Genomic DNA, 25376 nt, shown 5'->3' with positions numbered 1-25376 from the left:
AGACGGAATGAGTCGGTAAATTGAAAACTCTTGATGAATCGATAACCTGGAGTAATCGAAATGGGCTCGATCGATCGACGAGACTCGACTCCCCAATTGCTGAACCGGCTGCGGATGCGGCAGATCGCGCTGCTGCTCGCGGTGGATGAATGCTCGACGCTGCACGCGGCCGCCGGGCAACTGGGCCTCACGCAGCCGGCCGCGACGAAGATGCTGGCCGAGCTGGAAAGCGCGCTCGGCCAGCGGCTGTTCGACCGCGTCGGGCGCGGGCTCGTGCTGAACCCGGCCGGCGAGCGCGTGCTCGGCTATTTCCGCGGAATTCGCGGCAGCATGGAGGCGCTCAATCGCGAGTTGGGTGAACTGCAGCTCGGCAGCGCGGGGCGGCTTGCGATCGGCAGCATCATGGCCGCGTCGCCGGGGCGGCTCACCGAGGCGCTGGTGCAGTTGAAGGCGCGTTATCCGCTGCTCGCGATCGACATCGCGGTCGATACCAGCGACCGGCTGATGCCGCAGTTGCGCGAAGGCGTGCTCGAAGTGGTGATCGGACGCAACGTCGGCACCGATTGCGACTTCCGCGTGGTGGACGACGAGGCGCTCGCGATCATCGCGGGCCGCGACCATCCGCTTGCAGGGGCGGGGCCGGTCGAATTCGATGCGCTGCTCGATTACACGTGGATCCTGCAGCCGGCCGGCAGCCCGGCGCGCGAGGTCGTCGAGCGCGAGTTCCGCGCGCGTCACCAGCCGATGCCGCGCGGGCTGGTCGAGACGGGATCGATCCTGACGACGATGAACCTCGTCGACCGTTCGCACATGCTCGGCGTGATTCCGCTGACGGTCGCGCAGCGCAACGCGGAGCACGGGCTCGTGGCGATCCTCGATTACGAGCTTGGCCAGAAGCTGCCGTCGTACGGGAGTCTCGTGCGGCGCGACCGGCCGCTGAGCATTCCCGCACAGCAGTTTCTCGCGCTGTTCCACCGGGAAGGCGGGCCGGGCGATGACGGCGGCGCGTAACGGCGCGGTTTGCCAGCCGAGGCGGCCGAGCCAGCCGCGCCAGCCGAGGCGACCGAACCAGCCGAATCGGCCGAATCAGCCGAGCTGGCCGAGCCAGCCAAGCACGCCGAACAAGCCGCGTCGGCCGCGTCGGCCGAATCCGCCGAACCAGCCGAACCAGCCGAACCAGCCGAACCAGCCGAACCAGCCGAATCAGCCGAATCAGCCGAATCAGCCGAATCAGCCGAATCAGCCGAATCAGCCGAATCAGCCGAATCAGCCGAGGCACCACCATCGCGGAACGCAGTGAAACGCGACGGCGACGCTGGCGAGACGGGGGAGGCAGGCGAACCCGAAGCGAACGGCTTCAGCGCGCCGACGGTGCAACCGGCGCTTCGGCGAGCGGCGCCGCCGCTTCCGACAACGCGCGATCCGGCCGGATCCGCAGCGCGGCGACGATGCCGATCAGCAGCATCGCGACCGACCCGACGAACGGCACCGTCCAGCTGCCGGTGTGATCGACGAGATAGCCGAACAGGATCGGCGACAGGATCCCCGCGATCGCCGAACCCGCGTTCATCATCCCGCTCGCGATGCCCGCGTGTTGCGGCGCGATGTCGCTCGGCACGGCCCAGATCGGCCCGATCGTCAGTTCGAGGCACAGGAACGACCCGGACAGGCACAGCGCGATGCCGGCCGTCGAATGCACGAACGCGAGCGGCAGCAGGCAGACGAGCGCGCCGGTGAAGCTCGCGACGATCACGCTCTGGCGCGACAGCGCGAGGTTGCCGGTCTTGCGATAGATGCGGTCGCACAGCCAGCCGCCGAGCGTGTCGCCGACCACGCCCGCGAAGAACACGCCGGACGCGAACAACGCGGTCGATTTCAGGTTAAGGCCCTGGCCGTTCAGGAAGAAGGTCGGCAGCCACGTGAAAAACAGCCACGCGGTCCAGCCGTAGCAGAAGTACACGAAGATCGTCGGCGCCATCCGGCGGAACAGCGGCCCCCACGGCGTCGGGCCGGACGACGGTGCCGGGCGGGCGGTCGCAGCGGTGTGCGTGCGGCCGACGCCATTGCCGTCGCTTTCTCCGCGCGGATACTCTCGGAAGCCGACGACCCACCACACGAGCCACACCATTGTCACCGCGCCGATCACGAAGAATGCCGCGCGCCACGACAGCCACGTCATCAGCGCGGCGACGATCGGCGGCGTGACCGCGTTGCCGAGCCGCGAGAACGAATGCGTGAAGCCCTGCACGACGCCGCGCCGTTCGCGCGAGAACCAGTGCGTGATCGCGCGGGCCTGCGCGGGCAGCGTCGCGCCTTCGCCGATGCCGAGCAGCAGGCGCGCGGCGAACAGTAGCGCGAGGCTGTGCACGAGGCCGGTCATGAACGTCGACGCGACCCAGATCAGCCCGCAGCCGATCAGCGTGATGCGCGCGCCGAAGCGGTCGGCGATCCACCCGCCGCCGATCTGGCAGATTGCATACGAATAGGCGAACGCGGAGAACGCGATGCCGAGCTCGGTATTCGACAGCCCGAGTTCGGCCTTGATCGCGCCGGCCGCGGTCGCGAGGTTCACGCGGTCGACGTAGAGGATGAACGAAAGCGCGCATAGCAGCCACAGCGTGTGGCGCCGTTGACGGTGATCGGTAGGCATGTGTCTCACTCCATTTTCGTGCGCGGCGTTGCAATGACGCAGCGTTCACGGGCGGGGCCAGCATCGCGCGCAGGAGGATGCACCGTCTAATGAATCTTTTCGATCAATTGATAACCTGAGGCGTTCGGATTTGCCGGGCGCGGGTCGCGCGGGAGGACGATCCTCCCTGCTAATGCGCGACGTACGCGCGGCGTTGCTCGAGGGCGGCGGGAAACACGTTCTGCGGGATCGGAGCGGATCGGTGCGCGAGCAACGGACAGCGATATCCCGCCCGCGTGGGTCGACGGCATCAGATGCCGTCCGCACGGGCTACGGAGGTGCCGATCATCGCTTGCCTTTGTAAAGAAGTGATGGCGGCGACAGGGGAAGGCGCGCGTGGGCGTTCAACCGGCACGCGCGCCTTCCCGCTCAAATCCGCCCCAGCAACACCAGTATCACGACGATGACGACGACCAGCCCGAGAGTGCCCGATGGCCAGTAGCCCCAGCTCCGGCTGTGGGGCCATGCAGGAAATGCTCCGATGAGCAGCAGAATCAGAACGATGATAAGGATCGTACCGAGCATCGCACCCTCCTGAGTGGTGATATGACGGTGCCTGCTGCCGCAATTCGCGTGCCGCGACACTGGGCAACTCGAAACTCTCTGAAAGCGCATTGTCTGAATCGGTGGAATTCATTCCATGAATACCGATCGATTCAGAAAATAAATTTCAAAAATGTAAGCGCGATCGCTATGCTGGGCCTTCGGTTCCCTTTCAGGCGGACAGGCAATGGCTGAACTCTTTCTGGTACGGCACGGACAGGCGTCGTTCGGCACGGACGACTACGACCGGCTGTCCGCTGCCGGCGAGCAGCAGGGCGCGTGGCTCGGCGAATACTTCGCCCGGCAGGGCCTGACGTTCGACCGCGTGATCTGCGGCACGATGAACCGGCATGCGCAGACGGTCGCCGCGATCCTGCGCGGGATGGGCCACGAAGGCGCGCCGGTCGACCGCCATCCGGGCCTGAACGAATACGACTTCCACGGGCTGTTCGCGGCGGCGGCCAGCGACTATCCGGAGATCGCGCGGCTCGCGGCCGGCTCGATGAAGGAGCACTTTCGCGCGCTGCGACAGGTGCTGCATCTGTGGGCCGACGACAAGCTCGGCCACACCGCGCCCGAAACCTGGGCGTATTTCCAGCAGCGCGTCGCCGACGCGCGCGCCGCGATCCGCGACGGCGGCAGCCAGCGCGTGCTCGCGGTGAGTTCCGGCGGGCCGATCGCGGTGACAGTGCAGCAGGTGCTCGCCGCGCCGCCGTCGAGCGCGATCGCGCTGAACCTGCAGATCCGCAACAGCAGTCTTTCGCAGTTTTTCTTCAACGCCGAAGCGTTCCACCTGGCGTCGTTCAACGGCATCCCGCATCTCGAGGACCCCGAACGACATGCGTGGCGCACCTACGGCTGACCTACGAACGATCGCGACGATGACGAACCCTTCCCAGCCCCTCGACGTAGCCCGTCTCACGCGCTATCTGGAAGCGCACGTGCCGGGTTTCGAAGGTCCGCTCGACATGGAGAAGTTTGCCGGCGGCCAGTCGAACCCGACCTTCCTGCTGCATGCGAAGAGCGGCCGCTACGTGCTGCGCCGCCAGCCGCCCGGCGAACTGCTGAAATCCGCGCACGCGGTCGATCGCGAATTCCGCGTGCTCACCGCGCTGTCGGGCACCGCGGTGCCGGTCGCGCATCCGTATCACCTCTGCGAAGACCGCGACGTGATCGGCAGCCTGTTCTACGTGATGAGCTTCGAGGACGGCCGGATCTTCTGGGATCCAGCGCTGCCGGAACTGCCGAAGGCCGATCGGGCGATTTGCTACGACGCACTGCTGCGCACGATGGCCGCGCTGCACGACGTGGACGTCGACGCGGTCGGCCTTGCCGACTACGGCCGACCCGGCAACTACTTCGAGCGCCAGATCGGCGTGTGGACGAAGCAGTATCGCGCGGCCGAAACGGAGCGCCTCGACGCGATGGAGGCGCTGATCGACTGGCTGCCGAAGGCGTGCCCGGAGGACACGGGCCGGCCCGCGCTGGTGCACGGCGATTTCCGGATCGACAACCTGATGTTCGCGCGCGACGACTATCGCGTGCAGGCCGTGCTCGACTGGGAGCTGTCGACGCTCGGCAACCCGCTCGCGGATCTCGCGTACTTCTGTATGTGCCTGCGGCTGCCGTCGGGCGGACAGGTGCGCGGGCTCGCGGGCCAGGATCGTGCCGAACTCGGCATTCCTGACGAAGCGGCGATCGTCGCGCGCTATTGCGAACTGCGCGGCATCGAGCCGATCCGCGACTGGCACTTCTATCTGGCGTTCAGTTTCTTCCGGCTCGCGGCGATCGCGCAGGGCGTGAAGGCGCGTGCGCTGCAGGGCAACGCGTCGAGCGAGCAGGCGCTGCGCGTGGGCGCCATGACCGGACGGCTGGCCGAAATGGCCGTCGGCGTGATCGACGCGCATCGCTGACATCGCCGAGCGGCGGCACGACACATTACAACATGGAGGAGCACAGCAACATGGCAACGAATCTGTTCGACCTGACGGGCAAGATCGCGCTGGTGACGGGCGCGAGCCGTGGCATCGGCGAGGAAATCGCGAAGCTGCTCGCGGAGCAGGGCGCGCACGTGATCGTGTCGAGCCGCAAGCTCGACGACTGCCAGGCGGTCGCGGACGCGATCGTTGCGGCGGGCGGCCGCGCCGAAGCGCTGGCCTGTCACGTCGGGCGGCTGGAGGATATCACCGCGACGTTCGAGACGATCCGCGGCAAGCACGGCCGGCTCGACATCCTCGTAAACAACGCGGCCGCGAACCCGTATTTCGGGCACATCCTCGATACCGATCTCGCCGCGTACGAAAAGACCGTCGACGTGAACATCCGCGGCTACTTCTTCATGTCGGTCGAGGCCGGCAAGCTGATGAAGGCGCAGGGCGGCGGCGCGATCGTCAACACCGCGTCGGTGAACGCGCTGCAGCCGGGCGACCGGCAGGGCATCTACTCGATCACGAAGGCGGCCGTCGTCAACATGACGAAGGCGTTCGCGAAGGAATGCGGGCCGTTCGGCATCCGCGTGAACGCGCTGCTGCCGGGCCTCACGAAGACGAAGTTCGCGGGCGCGCTGTTCGCCGACAAGGACATCTATGAGAGCTGGATGGCGAAGATCCCGCTGCGCCGCCACGCGGAGCCGCGCGAGATGGCCGGCACCGTGCTGTATCTCGTGTCGGACGCGGCGAGCTACACGAACGGCGAATGCATCGTCGTCGACGGCGGCCTGACGATCTGAGCGCGCGATGAAACTCGACAGCTATGCGGGGCAGGCCGTGATGATCACCGGCGCCGCGAGCGGCTTCGGCGCGCTGCTCGCGAGCGAGCTGGCCGCGATGGGCGCGCGGCTCGCGCTCGGCGACCTGAACGGCGACGCGCTCGAACGCGTGGCCGCGCCGCTGCGCGCGGCCGGCGCCGACGTGATCGCGCAGCGTTGCGACGTGCGCGTCGAAGCTGACGTGGCAGCGCTGGTGCAGGCGGCCGCCGCGCGCTTCGGGCGGCTCGACGTCGGCATCAACAACGCGGGCATCGCGCCGCCGATGAAGGCGCTGATCGACACCGACGAAGCCGATCTCGACCTGAGCTTCGCGGTGAACGCGAAGGGCGTGTTCTTCGGGATGAAGCACCAGATCCGCCAGATGCTCGCGCAGCGCGAAGGCGTGATCCTGAACGTCGCGTCGATGGCCGGGCTCGGCGGCGCGCCGAAGCTGGCCGCGTACGCGGGGTCGAAGCACGCGGTGATCGGGCTCACGAAGACGGCCGCGCTCGAATACGCGCGCCACGGCATTCGCGTGAACGCGGTGTGCCCGTTCTACAGCACGACGCCGATGGTCACCGACAGCGATATCGGCGACCGCCAGGACTTTCTCGCGCAGGGCTCGCCGATGAAGCGGCTCGGCCGGCCCGACGAAATCGTCGCGACGATGCTGATGCTGTGCGCGAAGGAAAACACTTATCTGACCGGGCAGGCCGTCGCCGTCGACGGCGGTGTCTCGGCCTTCTGACCGAACCGAACACGCAATCTCGAGGAGTCGATCATGGACTTTGGCTACACCCCGAAAGTGGAAGCGCTGCGCGAACGCGTGCATGCGTTCATGGACGCGCACATCGTGCCGCGCATCCGCCAGTGGAACGACGAAGTGCACGCGGGCCAGTATCCCGTGTCGTTCATGGAGGAGCTGAAGGAACGCGCGAAGGCCGAGGGGCTGTGGAACCTGTTCCTGCCGCACCTGAAGGACGACGAGCCCGGCACGGGCCTGACGAACCTCGAATACGCGCCGCTCGCCGAGATCATGGGGCGCGTGAGCTGGGCGTCGGAAGTGTTCAACTGCAACGCGCCGGACACCGGCAACATGGAGCTGCTGCACATGTTCGCGACGCCGGAGCAGCGCGAACAGTGGCTGCTGCCGCTGCTGCGCGGCGAGATCCGGTCGGCGTTCGCGATGACGGAGCCCGACGTGGCATCGTCGGATGCGACCAACATCACGACGCGGATCCGGCGCGACGGCGACGACTACGTGATCGACGGCCGCAAGTGGTTCATCACGAACGCCGCGCATCCGAACTGCAAGATCTTCATCGTGATGGGCAAGACCGATCCCGATGCCGAGTCGCACCAGCAGCAGAGCATGATCCTCGTGCCGCGCGACACGCCGGGCGTGACGATCGTGCGCAACATCACGGTGGTCAATCACCATGCGCCGGAAGGGCACTGCGAGATCACGTTCGACAACGTGCGCGTGCCGGCGCGCAACCTGCTCGGCGAGGAAGGCAGCGGCTTCGCGCTCGCGCAGGCGCGCCTCGGGCCGGGCCGCATCCATCACTGCATGCGTTCGATCGGCGCGGCCGAGCTGGCGCTGGAGCTGATGGTCGATCGCGCACAGTCGCGCGAGGCGTTCGGCAAGCCGCTGAACCGGCACGGCACGATCGGCGAATGGATCGCGCGCTCGCGCATCGAGATCGACCAGGCGCGCCTGCTGGTGCTGAAGGCCGCGTGGATGATCGACAAGGTCGGCGCGAAGGCGGCGCGCAAGGAAATCTCGATGATCAAGGCGCTCGTGCCGACCGTGTATACGGACGTATGCGACCGCGCGATGCAGGTGTTCGGCGCGATGGGCCTGAGCCCCGATACGCCGCTTGCCGACATGTGGACCTGGGGTCGCGCGCTGCGCTTCGCAGACGGCCCGGACGAGGTGCACCTGCAGGCGATCGCGCGCATGGAGATCAAGGAAGGCGTGCGCGGCTCGACCGAGCCGTACCTGACGCGGCCGCCGCGCGGCTGAGCCTCGCGCCGCGACGCGCGGGGGCGGCATGGACGAACAGATGGTGCACGCCGTAACATGGGGGGCCTGTTCCCGCTCATAACGGGCTTGCGCTGGCCGTCAGAAGGGCCGAGCGCAAGGATTGCGACGAAGCGAATACTCGACGTATTCGCAAGGAGCATGACGCAGCGATCGGCCCTTCTGGCGGCCAGCCCCGCGAATGATTTTTTCCAAACAGGGGAACCCGCCTTGCCGGCCGTATTGCGGCGTCGATCGTCGCTTGTTTGGCATGGCCAAACGGCGCTCCTCTCTCCTTGCACTACGACCGGCAAGGCGCGTTCGCAAGCCCGTTATGAGCGGGAACAGGCCCCTGGAGACCCGGCGATGCGCCTTTCGAAGATTGATCTGAACCTGTTCGTCGTATTCGAGGCGATCTACAACAAGCGCAACCTGACGCGCGCGGCCGAGGTGCTGAACCTCACGCAGCCGGCCGTCAGCAACGCGCTCGCGCGGCTGCGCAAGACGCTGAACGATCCGCTGTTCGTCAGCACGCCGGCCGGGATGATGCCGACGCCGATGGCCGAGAACATCGTCGGCCGCGTGCGCGAGGCGCTGCAACTGCTCGATTCGAGCGCACACGAAGGTGACGTGTTCGATCCGGCGTCGTCCGAGCGGGTGTTCCGGCTCAGCATGAGCGACCTGACCGAAGCGCTGCTGCTCCCCGCGCTCGGCGAACTGCTGCAGACGCATGCGCCGGGCATGCACGTGCGCAGCTACACGATGGACCGGCGCGAAGTGGCGACCGCGCTCGCGAACGGCTCGGTCGACATCGCGATCGACGCACCGCTGATCGGCGATCCGCATCTGCATCAGGCGCTGCTCGTGCGCGACCGTTACGCGTGCATGATCCGCGACGATCACCCGTTCAAGGGCGACACGCTGACCATGGACGACTACCTGTCGATGGGGCACATCCACGTGTCGAGCCGCCGCAAGGGCAGCGGGCACGTCGACGCGGAGCTGACGCGGCTCGGGCTGCGCCGCAACATCCAGATGCGCGTGCAGCACTACATGGTCGCGCCGCTGATCGCGATGCGCGGCGATCTCGCGCTGACCGCGCCGCTCAGGCTGCTGCAGCGCTATCCGGCGCGGATCCTCGAACTGCCGTTCGAGATGCCTGGGCTCGAATACTTCTGCTACTGGCATCGCAGCGCCGATCAGGACCAGGGTAGTCAGTGGCTGCGGGAGCAGTTGATGACGCTGATGGGTGGGATGGGGGAGGCGCGGTGATACGTCGTGCGTTCGCCGGTGTGCGCCGGCTTGCCGCTTAAAACGACTCGTCATCGAAGCGCGACGACGCAGGCCGGCGCTTCATGTCCTTCAACCAGTCCCTGACCTTGTCCGGATCCTCGAACTCGCGCAGCGCCACGGCGAGATCCTGATTGCCGCGCTGCATGCCGGCAATATCACGCGTGAGTATGCGCATCACGGTATCGGGCGCGACCTTGGTGGACGATGCGATGCCGTACGTGCGCCGGAAATCGTTCTCGACGTGCTGGATCTCCTGGTCGAGCTCGCGGATCTGCTCTTCCAGGATGCCGTTGTAGCGCGTGAGCCGCGCTTCGCTGAGCCCGTCGATCGCACGCCGGTCGATCTGCTCGATCTCCAGTTGCAGTTCCAGCAGCTGCAACAGATTGCCCTTCGCATAAGCGTGGTTGACCCGCTGCATCAGCACGGTCTTGCGTTCCTGCTCGCGCGGATCGGTTTCGCGATCGGGGTGCAGCGCGCTGGCGAGCTTCCGGTAGATTTCGCGGATCGACTTGCTCGATTCGGCCTGCTCGGCTTCGATTCTGGCCTGCGCGGCCGATTGCTTCGGCGCTTTCTTGCGCTTCGCGCGCTGGGCTTCGCGGGCTGCGTGAGCGGCCATGTCGCGCTCGAACTGTGCGTCGAGTTCGGCCTGTATCCGCTCGGCAAGTTCGTCGGGGGACAGTGAGTCGAGATCCTCTGGCGATTGCGATTGCGGCTCGAAATCGGGCTCGGCCTCGGCCTCGGCCGCCGCGTTGCCCACGTTCGCAGATCCGACATGCCGGTTGTAAATGACCTTCAGTGTCGCGTCGTCGCTGACCTGCATTAAATCGCGCGCCATATCGGCGATCAGGTCGGACAGCGTGCGTTGCTCGGCCTTGCTCAAGCCCTTCTGCAGGAACGCGTCGTCGAGCAGGTGGATCAGTTTGATCCGCAGTGCCGTCGATTCCTGTTCGAGCGGCAACAGCGCGTCCACGAATTTCTTCTGGAACGCCGGCATCACGGCGTCCCACGCGCCGAGACGCTCGCGCCGCTTCTCGATCTGCTTGACGAGCGTATTGAACGTTTTCTGGGCTTTCGACAGGCTGGCTGTCTCGTGACCGGGCGCGATGGCGACCGCGGCACCGCGACGTGCGGTCATGTGAGTATCCTCCGGCCGCGGCGGGACGCGCGGCAGGGCGGTATTTTAGCCGGATGGGCGTGGTGCCGCCGGCCTGCGGTGTTTCGATGCGTGGCCGCGAGCCGCGTGACCACGCCAGGGCGAGCGGAAAAGGCGGGACGGCGCTGGGCCGGTCACCCGGCCGGGCAGACGGTGGCGCGCGTGCGGCACAACGAAGGCGCGCGACGTCCCCCCGCCCCCGACCTCAAAACAACTGCCCCTGCCCCGAAATCACGCGTTCGAAATCGTCGCGCAGGAACGGCAGGATCGCATCAGCGACCGGTTGCAACTGGCGGCTCACATAGAACGCGTAGTCGATCGGCGAGCGCATCGTCTCGAGCGGCTCCGGGCCGGCCGTCGTCATCACGTAGCTGATCCAGCCGCCGCGCTGGTACTGCAGCGGCCGGCCGCGCGCCTGGTTGAATTCGTCGGCGATCCGCGCCGCGCGCACATGCGGCGGCACGTTGCGCTGATATTCGCTCAACGGCCGGCGCACGCGCTTCCGATAGATCAGTTGTGCGTCGTATTCGCCGGCGAGCGTGCGGCGCACATAGTCGCGAATGAAGTCCTGGTACGGCTCGCGCTTGAACACACGCCGGTAGAGCTCGCGCTGGAATACCTGCGCGAGCGGCGTCCAGTCGGTGCGCACCGTTTCGAGCCCCTTGAACACGAGGTCATCGTCGCCGTTCGCCGTGACCGCGAGGCCCGCATAGCGCTTCTTGCTGCCTTCCTCCGCGCCGCGCACCGTCGGCATCAGAAAGCGGCGGTAATGCCGCTCGTATTGCAGTTCGAGCGCACTTTCCAGCCCGAAGCGATCGCGCAGGTGCGCTTGCCACCAGCGGTTCACCTGCTCGACGAGCGCGCGGCCCTTGGCGGCGGCCGCATCGTCGTCGTGCTCGCGCCCGAGCCACACGAAAGTCGAATCGGTGTCGCCGTAGATGACTTCGTAGCCCTGCGCCTCGATCAGCTCGCGCGTGCGATGCATGATCTCGTGGCCGCGCATCGTGATCGACGATGCGAGGCGCGGATCGAAGAACCGGCAGCCCGTCGAGCCGAGCACGCCGTAGAACGAATTCATGATGATCTTCAGCGCCTGCGACAGTGGTGCGTTGCGCTGGCGTTTCGCCTCGTCGCGGCCTTCGGACACGCGCCGCACGATGTCGGGCAGGCAATGCGCGGTACGCGAGAAGCGCGTGCCGAGAAAGCCCGGCACCGACGCGTCGTCGCTCGGGTGCGCGAGCCCTTCGATCAGCCCGACCGGATCGATCAGGAACGTGCGGATGATCGACGGATAGAGGCTCTTGTAGTCGAACACGAGCACCGAATCGTACAGCCCGGGCCGCGAATCCATCACGAAGCCGCCGGGGCTGTTCTGCCCCGTCACGTCGCCGAGATTCGGCGCGACATAGCCGAGCCGGTGCATGCGCGGCAGGTACAGGTTCGTGAACGCGGCGACCGAGCCGCCGGTGCGATCGGCCGCGAGGCCCGTGACGCTCGCGCGTTCGAGCGCGAAGGACAGCAGGTCGGCCTTCTCGAAGATGCGCGTGACGAGTTCGCAGTCCTTCAGGTTGTAGTGCGCGAGCGCGGGCTTGTCGTGATCGAAGCGGCGCTGGATCTCGTCCATCCGCTGATACGGATTGTCGACAGCCTTGCCTTCGCCGAGCAGCGACTGCGACACGTATTCGAGGCTGAACGACGGGAACGACCACGTCGCCGATTTCAGCATGTCGATGCCGTCGAGGATCAGGCGGCCGGCCGCCCCCGCGAAGAAGTGGTCGGGCTGTTGACCATGCGCGCGCCACTCGAGCACGCTGCCGCCGCGCCCGAGCTTCAGCGGCACGCCGTATTGCTCCGCGTGCGCATGCAGGATGCGCAGGTCGAACTGCACGACGTTCCAGCCGATCACCGCATCGGGATCGTGCGCGCCGAACCAGTCGTTGAGCCGCATGAGCATCTCGGCCCGGTTGTCGCAGTAGTCGAGGTTGAAGTCGACGGCCGGCGCGTCACCGTTGGGCGGCCCGAGCATGTAGACCTGCCGCTGCCCGCAGCCTTCGAGCGCGATCGAATACAGCTCGCCGTGGACGCTCGTCTCGATGTCGAGCGACACGCAGCGCAGCGTCGGGCGATAGCCGGTCGCGGGTTTCAGTTCGCCGTCGGTCAGCGTGCCGTCGCGGCCGGCCGTGCCGCGAAACAGCACGGGCGCCGTGATGAAGCGCTCCATCGTGTAGCGGTCGGGCGGCTGGATGTCGGCTTCGTAGACGTCGACGCCGGTTGCGGCGAGGCGTTTCTGAAGCCCGGACAGATTGCGGTAGCGGCGGCAATAGAGGCCGGCGACGGCGCGCTGGCGGAAGTCGCGCAGCGCGAGCGGGCGCAGTTCGGCATCACGTTCGCCGGCCAGCGCGCGTTCGGCGAGCGCCTGCTGCTCGGCCGGCACGAACGCGACGGCTTCCTGCGGGCGCAACCGCACGCGGCGCGGGCCGTGTTCGGTTGCCAGCCAGAACTCGATCTCGATGCCGGACGCTGTGTCCCGCCAGTGGCGGGTGAGGATGAAACCCTGCTCGAACTCCGTCAAAACGCTTGCTCGTATGGATGCTCAGGCGGCGGATTTTAGCCCCTCTCGCGGCTCCCGCGCGTCGCTCCGCGGTGGCCGTGCCAATCTTCACAGCCGGCCGCGGCGCCGCGCATCGTCCTCCACGCGCGCGAGCAGGCTGTCCAGCGCCTCGATCGGAATCGGCTTCGCGAAGTGATCGTGGAAGCCTGCGTCCGTGGTGTCCTGTCGGTCCGACGAACGCACATGTCCGGACAGCGCGACATAGTACGAATCGGGGGCGGCGCCGGTCGAGCGCAACGTCTGCAGCAGCTCGAAGCCGCTGACGTCCGGCATGCTGAGGTCGATCAGCATCAGATGCGGCGCGAATTCGCGGGCGAGCGGCAGCGCATCGCGCGCGTGGTATGCGACGCGGGACGTGTGGCCCTTGATCTGCATCAGGATGGCGAGCGTGTCGGCCGATTCGCGGTTGTCGTCGACGATCAGGATGCGCAGCGCATGCGTGGAAGATGGCGCCGGCGCCTTTTGCACGTGCTCGACCGCACGATTCGATTCCGCGATCGGCAGCCGGACGGTAAACGTCGACCCCGCGCCGATCCCGGCGCTGTCGGCCGTGATGCCGCCACCATGCAGGTCGACGAATTTCTTGCTGATCGCGAGCCCCAGCCCGAGCCCGCCGGGTGCGTGGCGCTCCGCGGCATTCTCCTGCTCGAACGGGTCGAAGATCGATTCCTGCGCGCCGGGCACGATGCCGATCCCGTAATCGACGATCTCGATCGCAACCACGTTCTGCTCGGTGCGCACGTGGAGCTCGATGCGCTCGCCGTTCGGCGAATACTTGGACGCATTGTCGAGCAGGTTGTACAGCACCTGGACGAGCCGGACATCGTCGCCGTGAACGATCACGGGCGCGGGCGGCAGCCGCACGATGATCCGCTGCCCGCGCGCGTCGACCTTCGGCTGGATGCCCTGCACGCTGCGGTACACGATATCGCGCACGTTCACCGGCGCTTTCTTCAGATCCACCTTGTCGGACTTGATACGTCCGATGTCGAGCAGATCGTCGACGAGCCGCACGAGCTGTTCGATCTGGCGATCCGCGATGTCCTTGCATTGCGTGAGCGCCGGGCCCAGTTCGGACGCCGGCAGGCCCTGCAGGATGCCGATCGTATGCCGCAGCGGCGCGAGCTGGTTGCGCAGCTCGTGCGCGAGCGTCGCGATGAAGACGTCCAGCCGCCGCGTGGCCGCTTCGAGTTCCTCCACGCGCTTGCGCTCGGTCATGTCGCGCGTGATCTTGATGAAGCCGCGCAACTGATGCGATTCGTCGCGGACGGCCGTGATCGTCACGCTGGCCCAGAATCGCGAACCGTCCTTGCGTACGCGCCAGCTTTCGTCCTGGAAATGACCGTACGCGGCGGCGGCTTCGAGCGCGTGCGACGGGCGACCGGCCGCGATCGCATCGGCTGGATAGAAGCGCGAGAAATGGCTGCCGATGATTTCGTCCGTCCGGAAACCCTTGATGCGCTCGGCGCCCGCGTTCCATGTCGCGACGTTGCCGTGCGGGTCGAGCATGAACACCGCGTAGTCGGTGATCGACGCGACGACCGTCTGAAAGCGGAACTCCGCATAGCGGTCGAGCAGCGGCTGCTCGTGCTGGGCCGGCGGTGGGTCCGAAGGGATGGGCTGCGGCTGGTCTGGCGTCATGATCGGAAAACTCGTTAAACCTGTCGATCGCGCTGCGAATTCCATTATGGCGCGATGGATTCATACCCGGTCGCGCGACGGTCAGCATCGCAGAGAGCATAGCCGTGAAACGGCGCCGGATCAAAGTGCCCGGCCGCGCCCGCGCCGCGCCGGCCGACACCTGAGCCGGTACCTAAGCCGGCATCGGCGCGAAATCCCGCTTCAGGTCGGCCGGCCGCTGCGGCCGCTGATACAGGTAGCCCTGTGCATACTGAATCCCGACCGCATGCAGCGCGCGATGCTGCTCTTCCGTCTCCACGCCCTCGGCGATGATCTTCAGCTCGTAGTGATGCGCGACGGCCGCGATGCCTTCGATCAGCCTGGCATTGCCGGTCGTCAGCTGCGCGATGAACTGGCGATCGATCTTCACGTAGTCGAACGGAAAGCGCGACAGCATGTCGAGGTTGCTGTGATGCGTGCCGAAATCGTCGATCGCGAATCGCGCGCCCGTCGCGCGCAGCGCGGCAAACATCGCGGTGGTGCGCGCATTCTTTTCGAGCAGGATGCGCTCGGTCACTTCGAGCACCAGCGTGAACCCCGGCGGAAGCCTGCGGATCGCGTCTTCGACGACGGACACGAAACGCGGGCGTTCGAGATCCTTCGGCGCGACGTTGATCGCGATGCGCAGCGGCATCGCCGGCGCGAGCGCGGTCAGCTCCGACACGGCCGTGCGCAGCACGAACTCGGTCACCTTCGGCAGGATCGCGCTCGATTCGACCTGCGGGACGAACACGGCCGGGCTGATCAGCCCCCATTTCGGATGATGCCAGCGCAGCAGCGCCTCGACGCCGATGGTCCTGCGCGTTTCGACGTCGACGATCGGCTGATACACGACGTGAAGCTCGTTGCGCTTCAACGCGTTGCGCACGGCCTTCAGCAACAGCCGGCGCGGCGCCATCGCGAGCAGGTACGCGGCCGCGACGAGGCCGTTCACCAGCAGCGCGATCGTCACGCAAATCAGCCGATAGTGCCGTTCCACCTGCTGAACATAGGATTCCGACGACGTGACGGAAACCGTGAACGGCCACGCGCCCGAGGCGATCGTGCTGCCGGCCGACGGGGCCGCGTGGAACGCCGGCACGAACTCGCCATGCTGATCGAGACCGCCCGCGCCGTTGACCGACAGCATCGCGGTTTCCGCGCCGAAGCGCGCGCCGTGCGACAGCATGTCGGCCACATAGTCGCCTTCGATCAGATAAAGCACGCCCGAGGCGGGCGCGGTTGCACGAAACACCGCCAGCACCGGGACGCGATGCTGGAACGGGGTCTGCCGAAGCAGCGTGATGGCCGTCATCCCCGGTGGCGGGGCGTGCACATACGCGTCCAGCGACACGTCGATCGAGCCCAGCGCCGACGAGCACGTGACGCGACCGTCGTTGGCCAGCGCGACGGCGCGCAGATAGCGCAGGTGAGTGCCTACTTCGGCGAGGGTCCTGAAGACCGTCGCGCACGGTCGCCCGACCAGCGCGGTCAATTCGGCCGGATGTCGCGAGCGTACGCCGTCGAGAATGCGGTCGACCGAGATCACGATGTCGTTCGCGACGACGCGTTCGTGCTCGGCTACCGATTCGCGTGCGAGGCGTTCGGCCACGATGAGCGCCATCGCGAGCACGAGGATGCAGATGATCAACGCAAGCGAGAAGACGACATGCGGCCACGCACCGCTGCGCTGGAATGCGGGTTTTGAGCCCGGCGGGGCTGATTCTCCGATCGCGCTTGTTGTTGTATGCATGGCAATGCAGGTCGAACCGGTCGATGGATGGGCGCGAAGCATTTGCCGTGCCTGGCCGGGGCAATGGCGCTCGCGCCGAGATCTGGACGCAAATCGATTCTATGCTTGCGGTCCGCAAGCCAACGCATCGCGACGGAGTCACGGGATTCGACGCGCATCGCTATACATGCATTCATTATGTATAGATATCGACGTCGCGCACCGAAAAAAAACCCGGCCGCATCGGGGTGCGGCCGGGACAGAAGAACACCTTCTCTTGGCACGAGGATGGTGCGCGGCAAGTATATGACGCGATGCCCGATTGCGAAATATTGTTAGTCAACAAATGGTGTAATTTTGCGATTGACGCTCAACGGGAAATATTCGAGCAACGGGGCGACACCGCAATCTCTTGGCAATTTGCTTTCAACGTCGTTCAACCCGCGCGATGGGGGGGGCTTCTTTCTGGGTTGGGGAATACCCGAGCATAACTGGCGCGCCGTCGGCCCGGCCGCGCGTCAGAAGTCGTTGCGCATCTTGTGGAACAGGTCGCGCGGCGATTGGTGCGTGTCCACGGCGGTGAGGACGTCGGTCAGGAACCACGGCAGATTTAGTTGCGTGTCGGAATCGCCGACGCACACGCGAATCGGCGGGGCCTTCGATGTGGCGCGGGAGCCGGGGGCCGTGCCGGCAGAGGCTGAGGTGGAGGACGGTACACAGTTTTTCGCTTGCTGCGGAACCGGCGACGCGGTACTGCCGGCGAGCGCCGGCATGCTGGCGGCGGCAAGCGCGATCAGGATGGCGAAAGGGGTGGCGCGTTTCATATGACTCTCCGGCGATGCACGTTCGACACCGTCGGCGAACCGGAGTTCGAGATCACCGGTGGCCGACCAAACGTCAAGAATCGTTTGGATCACCGGCCGGATGCTTGCGATGTGGAATGCGCTCATTTATCGTGCCGCCACGACGGCGCCGGCAAGTTCGACACGGCGCGTCAAGCCAAGATCGCAAGGAGCATTCGTCATTACCGCATTCAATCGTCGCACGCATCTTCGTGCCTTTCTCGTGGCATCGATCGCCTGTCTCAATCTGTCGCAGCCCGCGGCGGCTGCCTACACGGAATCGTGGATGAACGACCAGGACGTCAAAGCGTACGCGCAGCAGCACGCCAAGCATGCGCCCGTCGCGACGAGCAGTGCGACGGCATCCGTGAAGCCGGCGCGGCAAGCCGTTCGTTCGCCGTCGAAGGCGCCGGCCGCGGCGCATGCCGACGCGAAGCCCGCGTCGAAGCCACACGCGGCGCCCGCGAAGCCGCGCAAGGTTCAACATGCGGCCAGCGCCGATCCGAAGGCGCACGCCGCGGCGAAACCGAAGGCCGCGCCGGCGGCACACACGAGCGCAACGATCCAGCGTTGACGCGTCACTGATATCCGTAACAGCGCTTCAATCCCGCGTAGCCATAGTAGTGACTCGCCGGCGCGATCTTCGCGCCATCGCATGCGGCCTGGAAATCCGTCTCGCGCTCGTTGTACAGCATCTTCACGATGAGCCGCGAGCCGTTGCGATACACGTCCCATTGCATGTTCGCGGCCATCGGCGACACCTGGTCGCCGCGCCACGGGTTGTTCGCATACGTGTAGGTCTGCGCCTGCGGCGTCGGCACGAACACGCCCTTCAGGTTCATGATCGACGCGAACGGAATCACGATTTCCGCATGCGTGAAGCGCAGTTTCGCGGCGCGCGTCAGGTCGCCGCGCGCGATCGCGTCGACCTCGTTGAAGAAGTCGTCCTGCAGCACCTTCGCCATCCGGTACGTGACCGGGTTTGCTTCCTGGATGCCGGGCCCCTTCTGGTAATAATCCTCCGCGTCCTGCAGGTAGGCGAGCGTCTGGGCCTGCTCCGCGCCGAGGTACTTCTCCATCGTGACGCCGCCCGTTTCGGCCGTCATCGCGGGCGCGACCTGCAGCAGGTTGTACAGCACGTTCACAGCATCGACGGCCGACGCGATCTTCGTCTTGCCGTCGCCCTTCAGCGTGTTGGTGAACTTGCCGTCCGACGACGTAAACGCGTAGGTGCCCGTGTTCGCGAACGTGTAGCCGTCGCTGCCGAGCTTCGCGATGAAGGCTTGCGACACCAGCGCGGCGAGCACCGTCTGCGCGACTTCCCCGACCTGCGGCGCCGCCTTGATCGTCTTCAGCTTGTCGGCGACCGCCGCATCGCTCGAATAGGCCTGGTATGCCTGGCTCGCCTGATAGGTCGCGTAATACGGATCGGATGTATCGGTCACCAGATCGGTGGCTGGCTTCAGCGAATGGAAATACAGCAGGAACCGGTTGGTGCCGGCGGGCTGCGCAATCGGCGCGCTCGCGGGATAGCCGGACGGCGCGGCCGGCAGCGTGATCGCGGCGGCGAGTGCCGGCTGCGCGGCGACGAGCGCGGCGGAGAAGTAGGTCGAACTGTCGACCGCGCGGTCCTGCCCCGAGTTGACGACGACGATCTGCCGGCCGCCCGACGCGAACAGCGCCGGCAGTCGCTGCGCGAGCCGCGCGGCGAGCTGCTGGTGTTCGCGGATGCCGGTTTGCGTGAGATTGCCGTAGCCGGGCGTTGAAATCCCCGGCACGCCGTAGCCGAGCAGTGCGTTGGCCTTCATCATCGCGTACGTGTCGGCCTTCAGCTGCGCGCCGAGCGCGGTCAGCGCGCCGTCGGCCTCGGCCTTGACCAGCATCGAATAGATCGCGCCGTCGTACTTGAACCCTGACAGTCCGCGCGAGCCGTGCCGTGCAACGAGCTCGGTGTAGACCGGTGCGTAGCCGGCCGGCGGCGCTTCGTAGGTCGCCGCGTCCTGCTGCGGACGATACGGCGTTTTCGTCTGGTAGTAGGTCGCGGGTGCGGGCGTGGGTTTCGGTTGCGGAGGCTGCGGCGCCGGCTGCGTGCCGCTGTTGTCTGCCGACGTGGCGGGCGTGCTGGACGTCTCACCGCCGCACGCGGCGAGCAGCAGGCAGAGGACAGCGATGGCGGAGGCGGTGCGGGTCGGGCGTGTCATCGTGGCTTGAAACGGGCGGGGCGACGCAGGAAGTGCGTCGTTCCATCTCCGGGCGGGATCGGTCGAACCCGGAAGTGTTGCAAGCGACTTTGACAGCAGAATGTCAGGCTTCGGTCGGGCGATCGTCGGCATTGCGCCGGATTGCCGCCGGCCGGCGCGAGCCGGCCTGTGTGCAGGTGCTCAGTTCAGTGCACGCCTGCCGATGCGATCGATCGCACCGTGTCGGTGATGCGCACGCAACGCGACAGGCCGAACGTTTCGGCTTCACGGCGTTCCGGTTCGCTGCTCGCGACACCCACCGCGCGCTCGGGCGGCACGCCCAGCGCCTGCAGCGCGACGTCGAACGGATGCTGATTTGATACGGAATCCTGCTGATTGGCGTCGGTCACGACGACCGAGAAGCGGTCGAGGTTCGCACGGCCGAACTGGCCTTCGAACATGTCGCTGAGCCGGGCGGCCGGCAGCGTCGTGACGAGACCGAGTCGGTATCCATGCTCCGACGCGCTGTCGAGCCACTGGATGATCGCATCGCGCTGGTTGCGCGATTCGTGCGAATCCGGTGTCGCTTCGATCTGCGCGAAGGCGGCGTCGAGACGGGTGACAATGGCTTCGATGACCACGGTGATTCCTCTCCTGAGACGTGACGATCCGTTCGCGGACGGGAATGCCACACACCTTAGCGTCGATCCGGAATAGGCGACCAATTAATATTTATGTCCGACTCATACGATTCGACTAATGAATGGGGTGGCAAGCCATAGCCAGCGCGGAAGGCGCGCGACGCGGTGCGTGTCGCACGATTTGCATCGTATCGATGGGCTTGAACTTGATGCACCAAAGGTGCGCGCACGATGACTGCACCGGGTATGTGCATCAGGAAAAACGGCGTATCGGGCCCGATACGCCGTCATGCGATGCCGTGTGCGAACCAACTGATCAGTGCAGCTTGATCGACGGCTGGTTGCGGCTTTGCAGCCAGTGGCTCAGCGACTGGAACAGTGCGCGCTTCAGTCCGTACACGCTGAACAGGTGCTTGCGGTACAGGAACTTGTACAGCCCGATCGCGGCGAGCCCGTCGACGATCAGCGAGCGCGAACGCACGCCGAGGTCGCCCTGATACACGGCGCCGGCCTGGCCGAGCGACACGACGGTGCCCGCGTCGCGGAACGTGAAGCCCGCGACGGGCTTGCCGGCGAGGCGCCGCGCGAGCGCTTCGCCGAGGTACACGGCCTGCTGGTGCGCGACCTGCGCGCGCGGCGGCAGGAAACCGCTCGCATCGGCCGACGGGCACGCGGCGCAGTCACCGAACGCATACACATGCGGATCGTCGGGCGTCTGCAGCGTATCGGTCACGATCACCTGGTTCGACCGGTTGAGCGCGATGTCGCCGAGTTCCCGCAGGATCGCGGGGCCCGCGACGCCGGCCGCCCAGATCGTGATGTCGCTCGCGAGTCGCTCGCCGGTTGCGGTGGTGACCGCATCCGCGCCGACTTCCGCGACGCGCGTATCCGTCAGCACGTCGACGTTCAGCGTGCGCAACTGCGCGTGCATCCTGGCCGACAGCCGTGCGTCGAGCGCCGGCAGGATGCGCGGGCCGCCTTCGATCAGGCGGATGTGCACGTCGCGTGCGGACACCAGCGCCTTGAAGCGATACGTCGTCAGCTGCTGGATCGCGTGGCGCAGCGCCGCGGCCAGTTCGACGCCCGTCGCGCCCGCGCCGATCACGTTGATGCAGATCGGTGCCGCGGGTCGCGCCGGTTGCTGCTCGGCCACATGGTTCGCCTTCGTGCAGGCGGCGAGGAACTTGCGGCGGAAATCCTCGGCCTGGTCGAGGTTTTCGAGCGGCAACGCGTGGCGCGCGGCGCCCGGCACGTTGAAGAAGTTCGTCACGCTGCCGACGGCCAGCACGAGATCGTCGTAGCCGAGCGCGCGCTGCGGCAGGATCTCCGTGCCGTCCGCGTCCTGCACCGCGGCGATCGTCGCCGTGCGTGCCGCGCGGTCGACCCGGTGCAGCGCGCCCTGCACGAAGCGAAAGCCGTGGCGCTTCGCCTGCGCCGCGTATTCGATCGTGTGCGACGCCGGATCGCGATGGCCGGACGCGGCTTCGTGCAGCAGCGGCTTCCAGAAGTGCGTCGGATAGCGGTCGACGAGCACGACGTCGGCTTGCCCGCGGCGGCCCAACGTGTCGCCGAGGCGCGTGGCGAGCTGCAGGCCGCCGGCGCCGCCGCCGACGATCACGATGCGCGGCACGCGCGGTGCGCGATCCGTTGCAAGGGTAGGCGTGATGTTGTCCATGTTGTGGCTCCCGCTGATGACGATTCGGATGACATTGCTCAAGAACCGACGATATAGTTTCGAACCTACTAGAACAATTCAATGTTTATAAGCGACTCATATGTATTCACTTATAGGAAAGACCGCGACGTTCCGGCAGCTGAAGGCGCTGGACATGATTGCGCGGCTCGGCAGCGTGTCGCGCGCGGCCGAGGAGCTGAACCTTACGCAGCCGGCCGTGTCGCTGCAGGTTCGCCTGCTCGAGCAGGCGGTGGGCGCCGCGCTGCTGCAGCGAGTGGGGCGCGGCGTGCAGCTCACCGCGGCCGGTGAAATCGTGTCGCGCTATGCGCGCGAGATCCTCCATCTGTGGAGCGAGGCCGGCGACGAAGTGGCCGCGCTGACGGGTGATCTCGGCGGCACGCTGCGGATCGGCGCGATCACGACGGCCGAGTACCTGATCCCGCCGCTGCTGGTGAAGTTCACCGCGACGCGCCCGCACGTGAAGACGTATTTCAAGGTCGGCAATCGCGACGACATCATCCGCATGCTCGCGACGCATGAAATCGATCTCGCGGTGATGGGCAGCGCGCCGAAGGAACTGCGCACGCACGCGGTCGAGTTCGCGAAGCATCCGATGGTGTTCGTCGCCGCGCCCGGTCATCCGCTGATGCAGCGCAAGCGCGTCGCGCTGAAGGATCTCGAATCCGCGCACCTGCTCGTGCGCGAGCGCGGCGCGGGGACGCGCTCGACCGTCGAGAGCCTGTTCAAGACGTCCGGCTACCGCTTTCATGTGGGCTCCGAACTGTCGAGCAACGAGGCGATCAAGCAGATGGCCGAAGCGGGGCTCGGCATCGCGTTCCTGTCGTTGCACGCGTGTGCACTCGAGCTGCGCACCGGGCTGCTCGGGCAATTGCCGTTTCCGGGCAATCCGATCGTGCGCGAGTGGTACGTGATCACGCTCGCCGACCGGCGGATCTCGCAGGTGACGGGGCTGTTTCGCGATTTCCTGATCAAGCAGGGCGCGCCGGTGATCGACGGCGCGACGGTCGCGTCGCACGAACGGCGACGCAAGTAGGCGGATCAAGCCCGCGCGTGACGCCGTGCGTGTCGACCGTCAGACGAGCCCGAAGTCGTCGTTGCTGTCGGGAATCGATGCGAGCAGCCGTTCGAGCCGGTACCAGCCGATCATGCGCAGGCACCACAACGCGATACCGATCCGATCGTGACGCGGCGCGGGCCGGGCAGGGCGGCATGCGCCGCGGGACGGTGAAGCGGTGGTGAACGCCGCGCGTTGCGGGCAGTAATGGGGCATGACGGTCTCCGGAAGTGTCGGATGAGGCCATCGTAAGCGGCGCCGCGCCCGTCGGCGCGCACGCAAGGATGGGCCGGAGCAGAAACGGATGATCATTTTTCCGCGTGGCGCGGGAATGGCCGTGCAAGCCCGGCGAGCGGCCGGAAAAAGCGTCACAATGCGCGTTCGACCCACGACTGGTGGAGCAGAACCATGAGCGATCCGATTCCCGCCGCGCCGACCGACAACGGCGTGCCGGTCAGCCTGCGCTCGAGCCGCGGGCGTGGCTGGCATGGCTTCGGCGCGTCGCTGCTGGAGATTCGCGCGGGCACGTACCGGATCCCGGCCGCCGAGCATCACCGCATCGGCGTGCATATCGGCTCGCCCGTGCGCGCGGATTGCGTGTGCGACGGCGCCCGCGTGTCGCGCATCCAGGCGCATGGTGACGTCGACGTGATTCCCGCCGGCCTGCCGGGCGAATGGACCGACAGCGCCGACTGCCGGATCCTGCACATCGCGCTCAGCGATACGTTCGTGCGGCGCACGTTCGACCAGCTCGAGCTGAAGCCGTCGCAGGCGCAAATCCGCCGCCGGCTGCAGGTGCGCGATCCGCGGCTGCAGCACATCGCATGGGCGATGGCCGCCGAACTCGAAGCGGAAGACGCGTCGGACCCGCTCTATGCTGAGAGCCTGTGCACCGCACTCGTCGCACGGCTGGCCGACAGCCAGCCGGCATTCCGCGAGCACCGGCGTACGCTCGCGCCGAAGGCGGCGGCGCGCGTGATCGACTATGTCGAGGCCAACCTCGAGCGCCGCATGACGCTCGCCGAACTCGCGGCGCTCGTGTCGATCAGCGTGCCGCATTTCAAGGTGCTGTTTCGCGAGACGCTCGGGATGCCGGTGCATCAGTACGTGGTGCGGCGCCGGGTCGAGCGCGCGAAGGCGTTGTTACTCGAAGGCCGGCTCGGCATCAGCCAGATCGCGCTCGAAGCGGGTTTCGCGCATCAGAGCCACATGGCGCACTGGATGAATCGCGTGCTGGGCGCGACGCCGACGGAGATCGCGCGGTCGGGCGCGCGCGGCGGGCTGCGGCTCGCTTACGATGGCGAGGACCGTTGATCGACCGTCGCGCGAGACGGGTTCTCCACGCGGACGCCGATCGGCGAGTCTACGCTCCGTCACGCGTAGGACCGCTCCAGCTTGGCCGGCAACGCCCGGTTAGTCTCTAATCCAAGCCGATTGTCCAACGGACTGTTGGAGAATTGCCGGGCCCTGCCATGCAGCGGACATCGTCGGCAATCGCCAAAACCGTCATCCGTTCCTGTCCGGGGCATCCATCTGTGCGCGCCACGTTGGCCGCGCGTGCCGACAATCACCTCACCTTCATCCCCCAGGAGCAGATCGTGTTCGTGATTTTCGGAGCATCAGGCAACGTCGGCTTGTCGACCGTGACGACCCTGCGGCAGGCAGGCCATCCCGTGCGCGCGGTGCTGCGCGACTCAGGCCATCGTGAACGCTTTGCGCAACTCGGCTGCGACGTGGCAATCGCCGACCTGACGGACGCGCGCGCGGTCGCCGCCGCGATCGACGGCGCGCAAGCCGTGCAGATGCTATGTCCGGTGCCCGTCGCCGACAGCGACCCAGCCGCGACGATGGCGCGGGCGATCGACATCCTGACCGGCGCACTCGCCGCGAACCCGCCGCCGGCGCTGCTCGCGCTGTCGGACTACGGCGCGGAGCGCGACGGCAACACGGGCATCACGCGGCTCTTTCATTATCTGGAGGAGCGGCTGAAAACGGTCCCGACGCAGCTCACGCTGCTGCGCTCGGCCGAACACCTGCAGAACTGGACACGCGTGTTGCCCGTCGCGCTCGGTACCGGCGTGCTGCCCAGCTTTCATCATCCGGTCGACAAGCTGTTCCCGACGGTCTGGGCGCCCGACGTGGGCGTCGCGGCGGCGCGGCTGCTGCTCGATCGGACCGAAGCCGGCAACGGGCCGCGTATCGTCAGCATCGAAGGACCGCGGCGCGTGAGTGTGCGGGACATCGCCGACATGCTCGGCGCGGCGGCCGACCATGAGATCGTCGCGCGCGAACTGCCGCGCGATGCATGGACGGCGACGCTATTGCGCGCAGGGCTCAGCGAACGTCATGCGCAGCTGATCGTCGATCTGTACGACGTGCACAACGCGGGGCAGATCGATGTCGAGGCCGGTGTGTCGGAGCGGGTGTACGGCACGACGACACCGGTGGAGGCGCTCGCCGCGCTGGTGCGCGAACACGCGCGGTGAGCCACGCGGCGGCTGAAGCCGCGCGCGA

The 25376-nt window shown here is 66.7% G+C and carries 22 protein-coding genes; 11 read left to right on the top strand and 11 right to left on the bottom strand.

Annotation, left to right across the window (positions count from 1 at the left end):
- The first annotated feature begins 60 nt into the window (after positions 1-60).
- Positions 61-1011: a LysR family transcriptional regulator gene (locus tag ABIC50_RS10225; protein ID WP_175677540.1), complete on the top strand. Its 951-nt coding sequence runs from the start codon at positions 61-63 to the stop codon at positions 1009-1011.
- Between the two features lie 346 nt (positions 1012-1357).
- Here the strand turns inward: ABIC50_RS10225 and ABIC50_RS10220 are convergent, their stop codons facing one another.
- Positions 1358-2650: an MFS transporter gene (locus ABIC50_RS10220; RefSeq protein ID WP_354163529.1), complete on the bottom strand. Its 1293-nt coding sequence runs from the start codon at positions 2648-2650 to the stop codon at positions 1358-1360.
- 408 nt (positions 2651-3058) lie between these two features.
- Positions 3059-3214 (bottom strand): DUF3309 family protein, encoded by a 156-nt coding sequence (locus tag ABIC50_RS10215; RefSeq protein WP_012365129.1) that lies wholly within the window; start codon positions 3212-3214, stop codon positions 3059-3061.
- Between the two features lie 205 nt (positions 3215-3419).
- On the opposite strand from ABIC50_RS10215, the gene ABIC50_RS10210 reads away from it, so the two are divergent.
- The 6 genes from ABIC50_RS10210 (at position 3420) to ABIC50_RS10185 (ending at position 9273) form a co-directional block, all read left to right on the top strand.
- A complete protein-coding gene (locus ABIC50_RS10210) occupies positions 3420-4094 on the top strand; it encodes a histidine phosphatase family protein (RefSeq protein ID WP_354163527.1) in 675 nt (224 codons plus the stop codon).
- A gap of 19 nt (positions 4095-4113) precedes the next feature.
- Positions 4114-5145, top strand: coding sequence for a phosphotransferase (locus ABIC50_RS10205; protein WP_354163525.1), 1032 nt, complete (start codon positions 4114-4116; stop codon positions 5143-5145).
- Between the two features lie 50 nt (positions 5146-5195).
- Positions 5196-5960 (top strand): SDR family oxidoreductase, encoded by a 765-nt coding sequence (locus ABIC50_RS10200; protein WP_041491710.1) that lies wholly within the window; start codon positions 5196-5198, stop codon positions 5958-5960.
- 7 nt (positions 5961-5967) lie between these two features.
- On the top strand, positions 5968-6726 hold the full coding sequence (locus ABIC50_RS10195) for an SDR family NAD(P)-dependent oxidoreductase (RefSeq protein WP_354163523.1): 759 nt from the start codon (positions 5968-5970) through the stop codon (positions 6724-6726).
- A gap of 33 nt (positions 6727-6759) precedes the next feature.
- Complete coding sequence (locus ABIC50_RS10190; protein WP_354163521.1) at positions 6760-8004, top strand: acyl-CoA dehydrogenase family protein; 1245 nt, start codon at positions 6760-6762, stop codon at positions 8002-8004.
- A 363-nt stretch (positions 8005-8367) separates the two neighbouring features.
- Complete coding sequence (locus ABIC50_RS10185) at positions 8368-9273, top strand: LysR family transcriptional regulator (RefSeq protein WP_212069734.1); 906 nt, start codon at positions 8368-8370, stop codon at positions 9271-9273.
- A 37-nt stretch (positions 9274-9310) separates the two neighbouring features.
- Here ABIC50_RS10185 and ABIC50_RS10180 read toward each other — a convergent pair whose 3' ends face one another.
- The 5 genes from ABIC50_RS10180 to ABIC50_RS10160 all read right to left on the bottom strand — a co-directional run bounded on the left by ABIC50_RS10180 (position 9311) and on the right by ABIC50_RS10160 (position 17273).
- Entirely contained in the window at positions 9311-10429 is a 1119-nt protein-coding gene (locus ABIC50_RS10180; protein WP_354163520.1) for a J domain-containing protein, read from the bottom strand.
- A 223-nt stretch (positions 10430-10652) separates the two neighbouring features.
- On the bottom strand, positions 10653-13019 hold the full coding sequence (locus ABIC50_RS10175) for a DNA polymerase II (RefSeq protein ID WP_354163519.1): 2367 nt from the start codon (positions 13017-13019) through the stop codon (positions 10653-10655).
- A gap of 87 nt (positions 13020-13106) precedes the next feature.
- Positions 13107-14699: a PAS domain-containing hybrid sensor histidine kinase/response regulator gene (locus ABIC50_RS10170; RefSeq protein ID WP_354163679.1), complete on the bottom strand. Its 1593-nt coding sequence runs from the start codon at positions 14697-14699 to the stop codon at positions 13107-13109.
- A 172-nt stretch (positions 14700-14871) separates the two neighbouring features.
- Positions 14872-16512, bottom strand: coding sequence for an EAL domain-containing protein (locus tag ABIC50_RS10165; RefSeq protein WP_354163517.1), 1641 nt, complete (start codon positions 16510-16512; stop codon positions 14872-14874).
- Positions 16513-16967: 455 nt separating this feature from the next.
- Entirely contained in the window at positions 16968-17273 is a 306-nt protein-coding gene (locus tag ABIC50_RS10160) for a hypothetical protein (protein WP_354163677.1), read from the bottom strand.
- Between the two features lie 304 nt (positions 17274-17577).
- Between ABIC50_RS10160 and ABIC50_RS10155 the strand changes: the two genes are divergently transcribed.
- Complete coding sequence (locus tag ABIC50_RS10155; RefSeq protein ID WP_041491711.1) at positions 17578-17865, top strand: hypothetical protein; 288 nt, start codon at positions 17578-17580, stop codon at positions 17863-17865.
- A gap of 4 nt (positions 17866-17869) precedes the next feature.
- On the opposite strand, the gene ABIC50_RS10150 is transcribed toward ABIC50_RS10155, so the two are convergent.
- From ABIC50_RS10150 to ABIC50_RS10140, 3 genes are all read right to left on the bottom strand, one after another.
- Entirely contained in the window at positions 17870-19492 is a 1623-nt protein-coding gene (locus ABIC50_RS10150) for a histidine-type phosphatase (protein ID WP_354163515.1), read from the bottom strand.
- A gap of 185 nt (positions 19493-19677) precedes the next feature.
- A complete protein-coding gene (locus tag ABIC50_RS10145) occupies positions 19678-20112 on the bottom strand; it encodes an HAD family hydrolase (protein WP_011660023.1) in 435 nt (144 codons plus the stop codon).
- A 316-nt stretch (positions 20113-20428) separates the two neighbouring features.
- The gene (locus ABIC50_RS10140; protein WP_011660024.1) at positions 20429-21787 is read right to left on the bottom strand and encodes an NAD(P)/FAD-dependent oxidoreductase; all 1359 of its coding nucleotides are present in this window, start codon (positions 21785-21787) and stop codon (positions 20429-20431) included.
- Between the two features lie 100 nt (positions 21788-21887).
- Between ABIC50_RS10140 and ABIC50_RS10135 the strand changes: the two genes are divergently transcribed.
- Positions 21888-22841 (top strand): LysR family transcriptional regulator, encoded by a 954-nt coding sequence (locus tag ABIC50_RS10135; RefSeq protein ID WP_006749336.1) that lies wholly within the window; start codon positions 21888-21890, stop codon positions 22839-22841.
- A 39-nt stretch (positions 22842-22880) separates the two neighbouring features.
- Here ABIC50_RS10135 and ABIC50_RS10130 read toward each other — a convergent pair whose 3' ends face one another.
- Positions 22881-23078 carry a hypothetical protein gene (locus ABIC50_RS10130; protein ID WP_041491567.1) on the bottom strand — a complete coding sequence of 66 codons (198 nt, stop codon included), beginning with the start codon at positions 23076-23078 and terminating at the stop codon, positions 22881-22883.
- Positions 23079-23270: 192 nt separating this feature from the next.
- Here ABIC50_RS10130 and ABIC50_RS10125 point away from each other — a divergent pair, with 192 nt between their 5' ends.
- Together ABIC50_RS10125 and ABIC50_RS10120 are read left to right on the top strand one after the other, a co-directional pair.
- Positions 23271-24176 (top strand): AraC family transcriptional regulator, encoded by a 906-nt coding sequence (locus ABIC50_RS10125; RefSeq protein WP_011660025.1) that lies wholly within the window; start codon positions 23271-23273, stop codon positions 24174-24176.
- Positions 24177-24460: 284 nt separating this feature from the next.
- A complete protein-coding gene (locus ABIC50_RS10120; RefSeq protein ID WP_354163513.1) occupies positions 24461-25348 on the top strand; it encodes an NAD(P)H-binding protein in 888 nt (295 codons plus the stop codon).
- Positions 25349-25376: the final 28 nt, after the last annotated feature.

Source organism: Burkholderia sp. 567 (assembly GCF_040545115.1).
GTDB lineage: Bacteria > Pseudomonadota > Gammaproteobacteria > Burkholderiales > Burkholderiaceae > Burkholderia > Burkholderia ambifaria.
The sequence above is the reverse complement of the archived record's forward strand: the minus strand, read 5'-3'. Positions and strand labels throughout refer to the sequence as shown.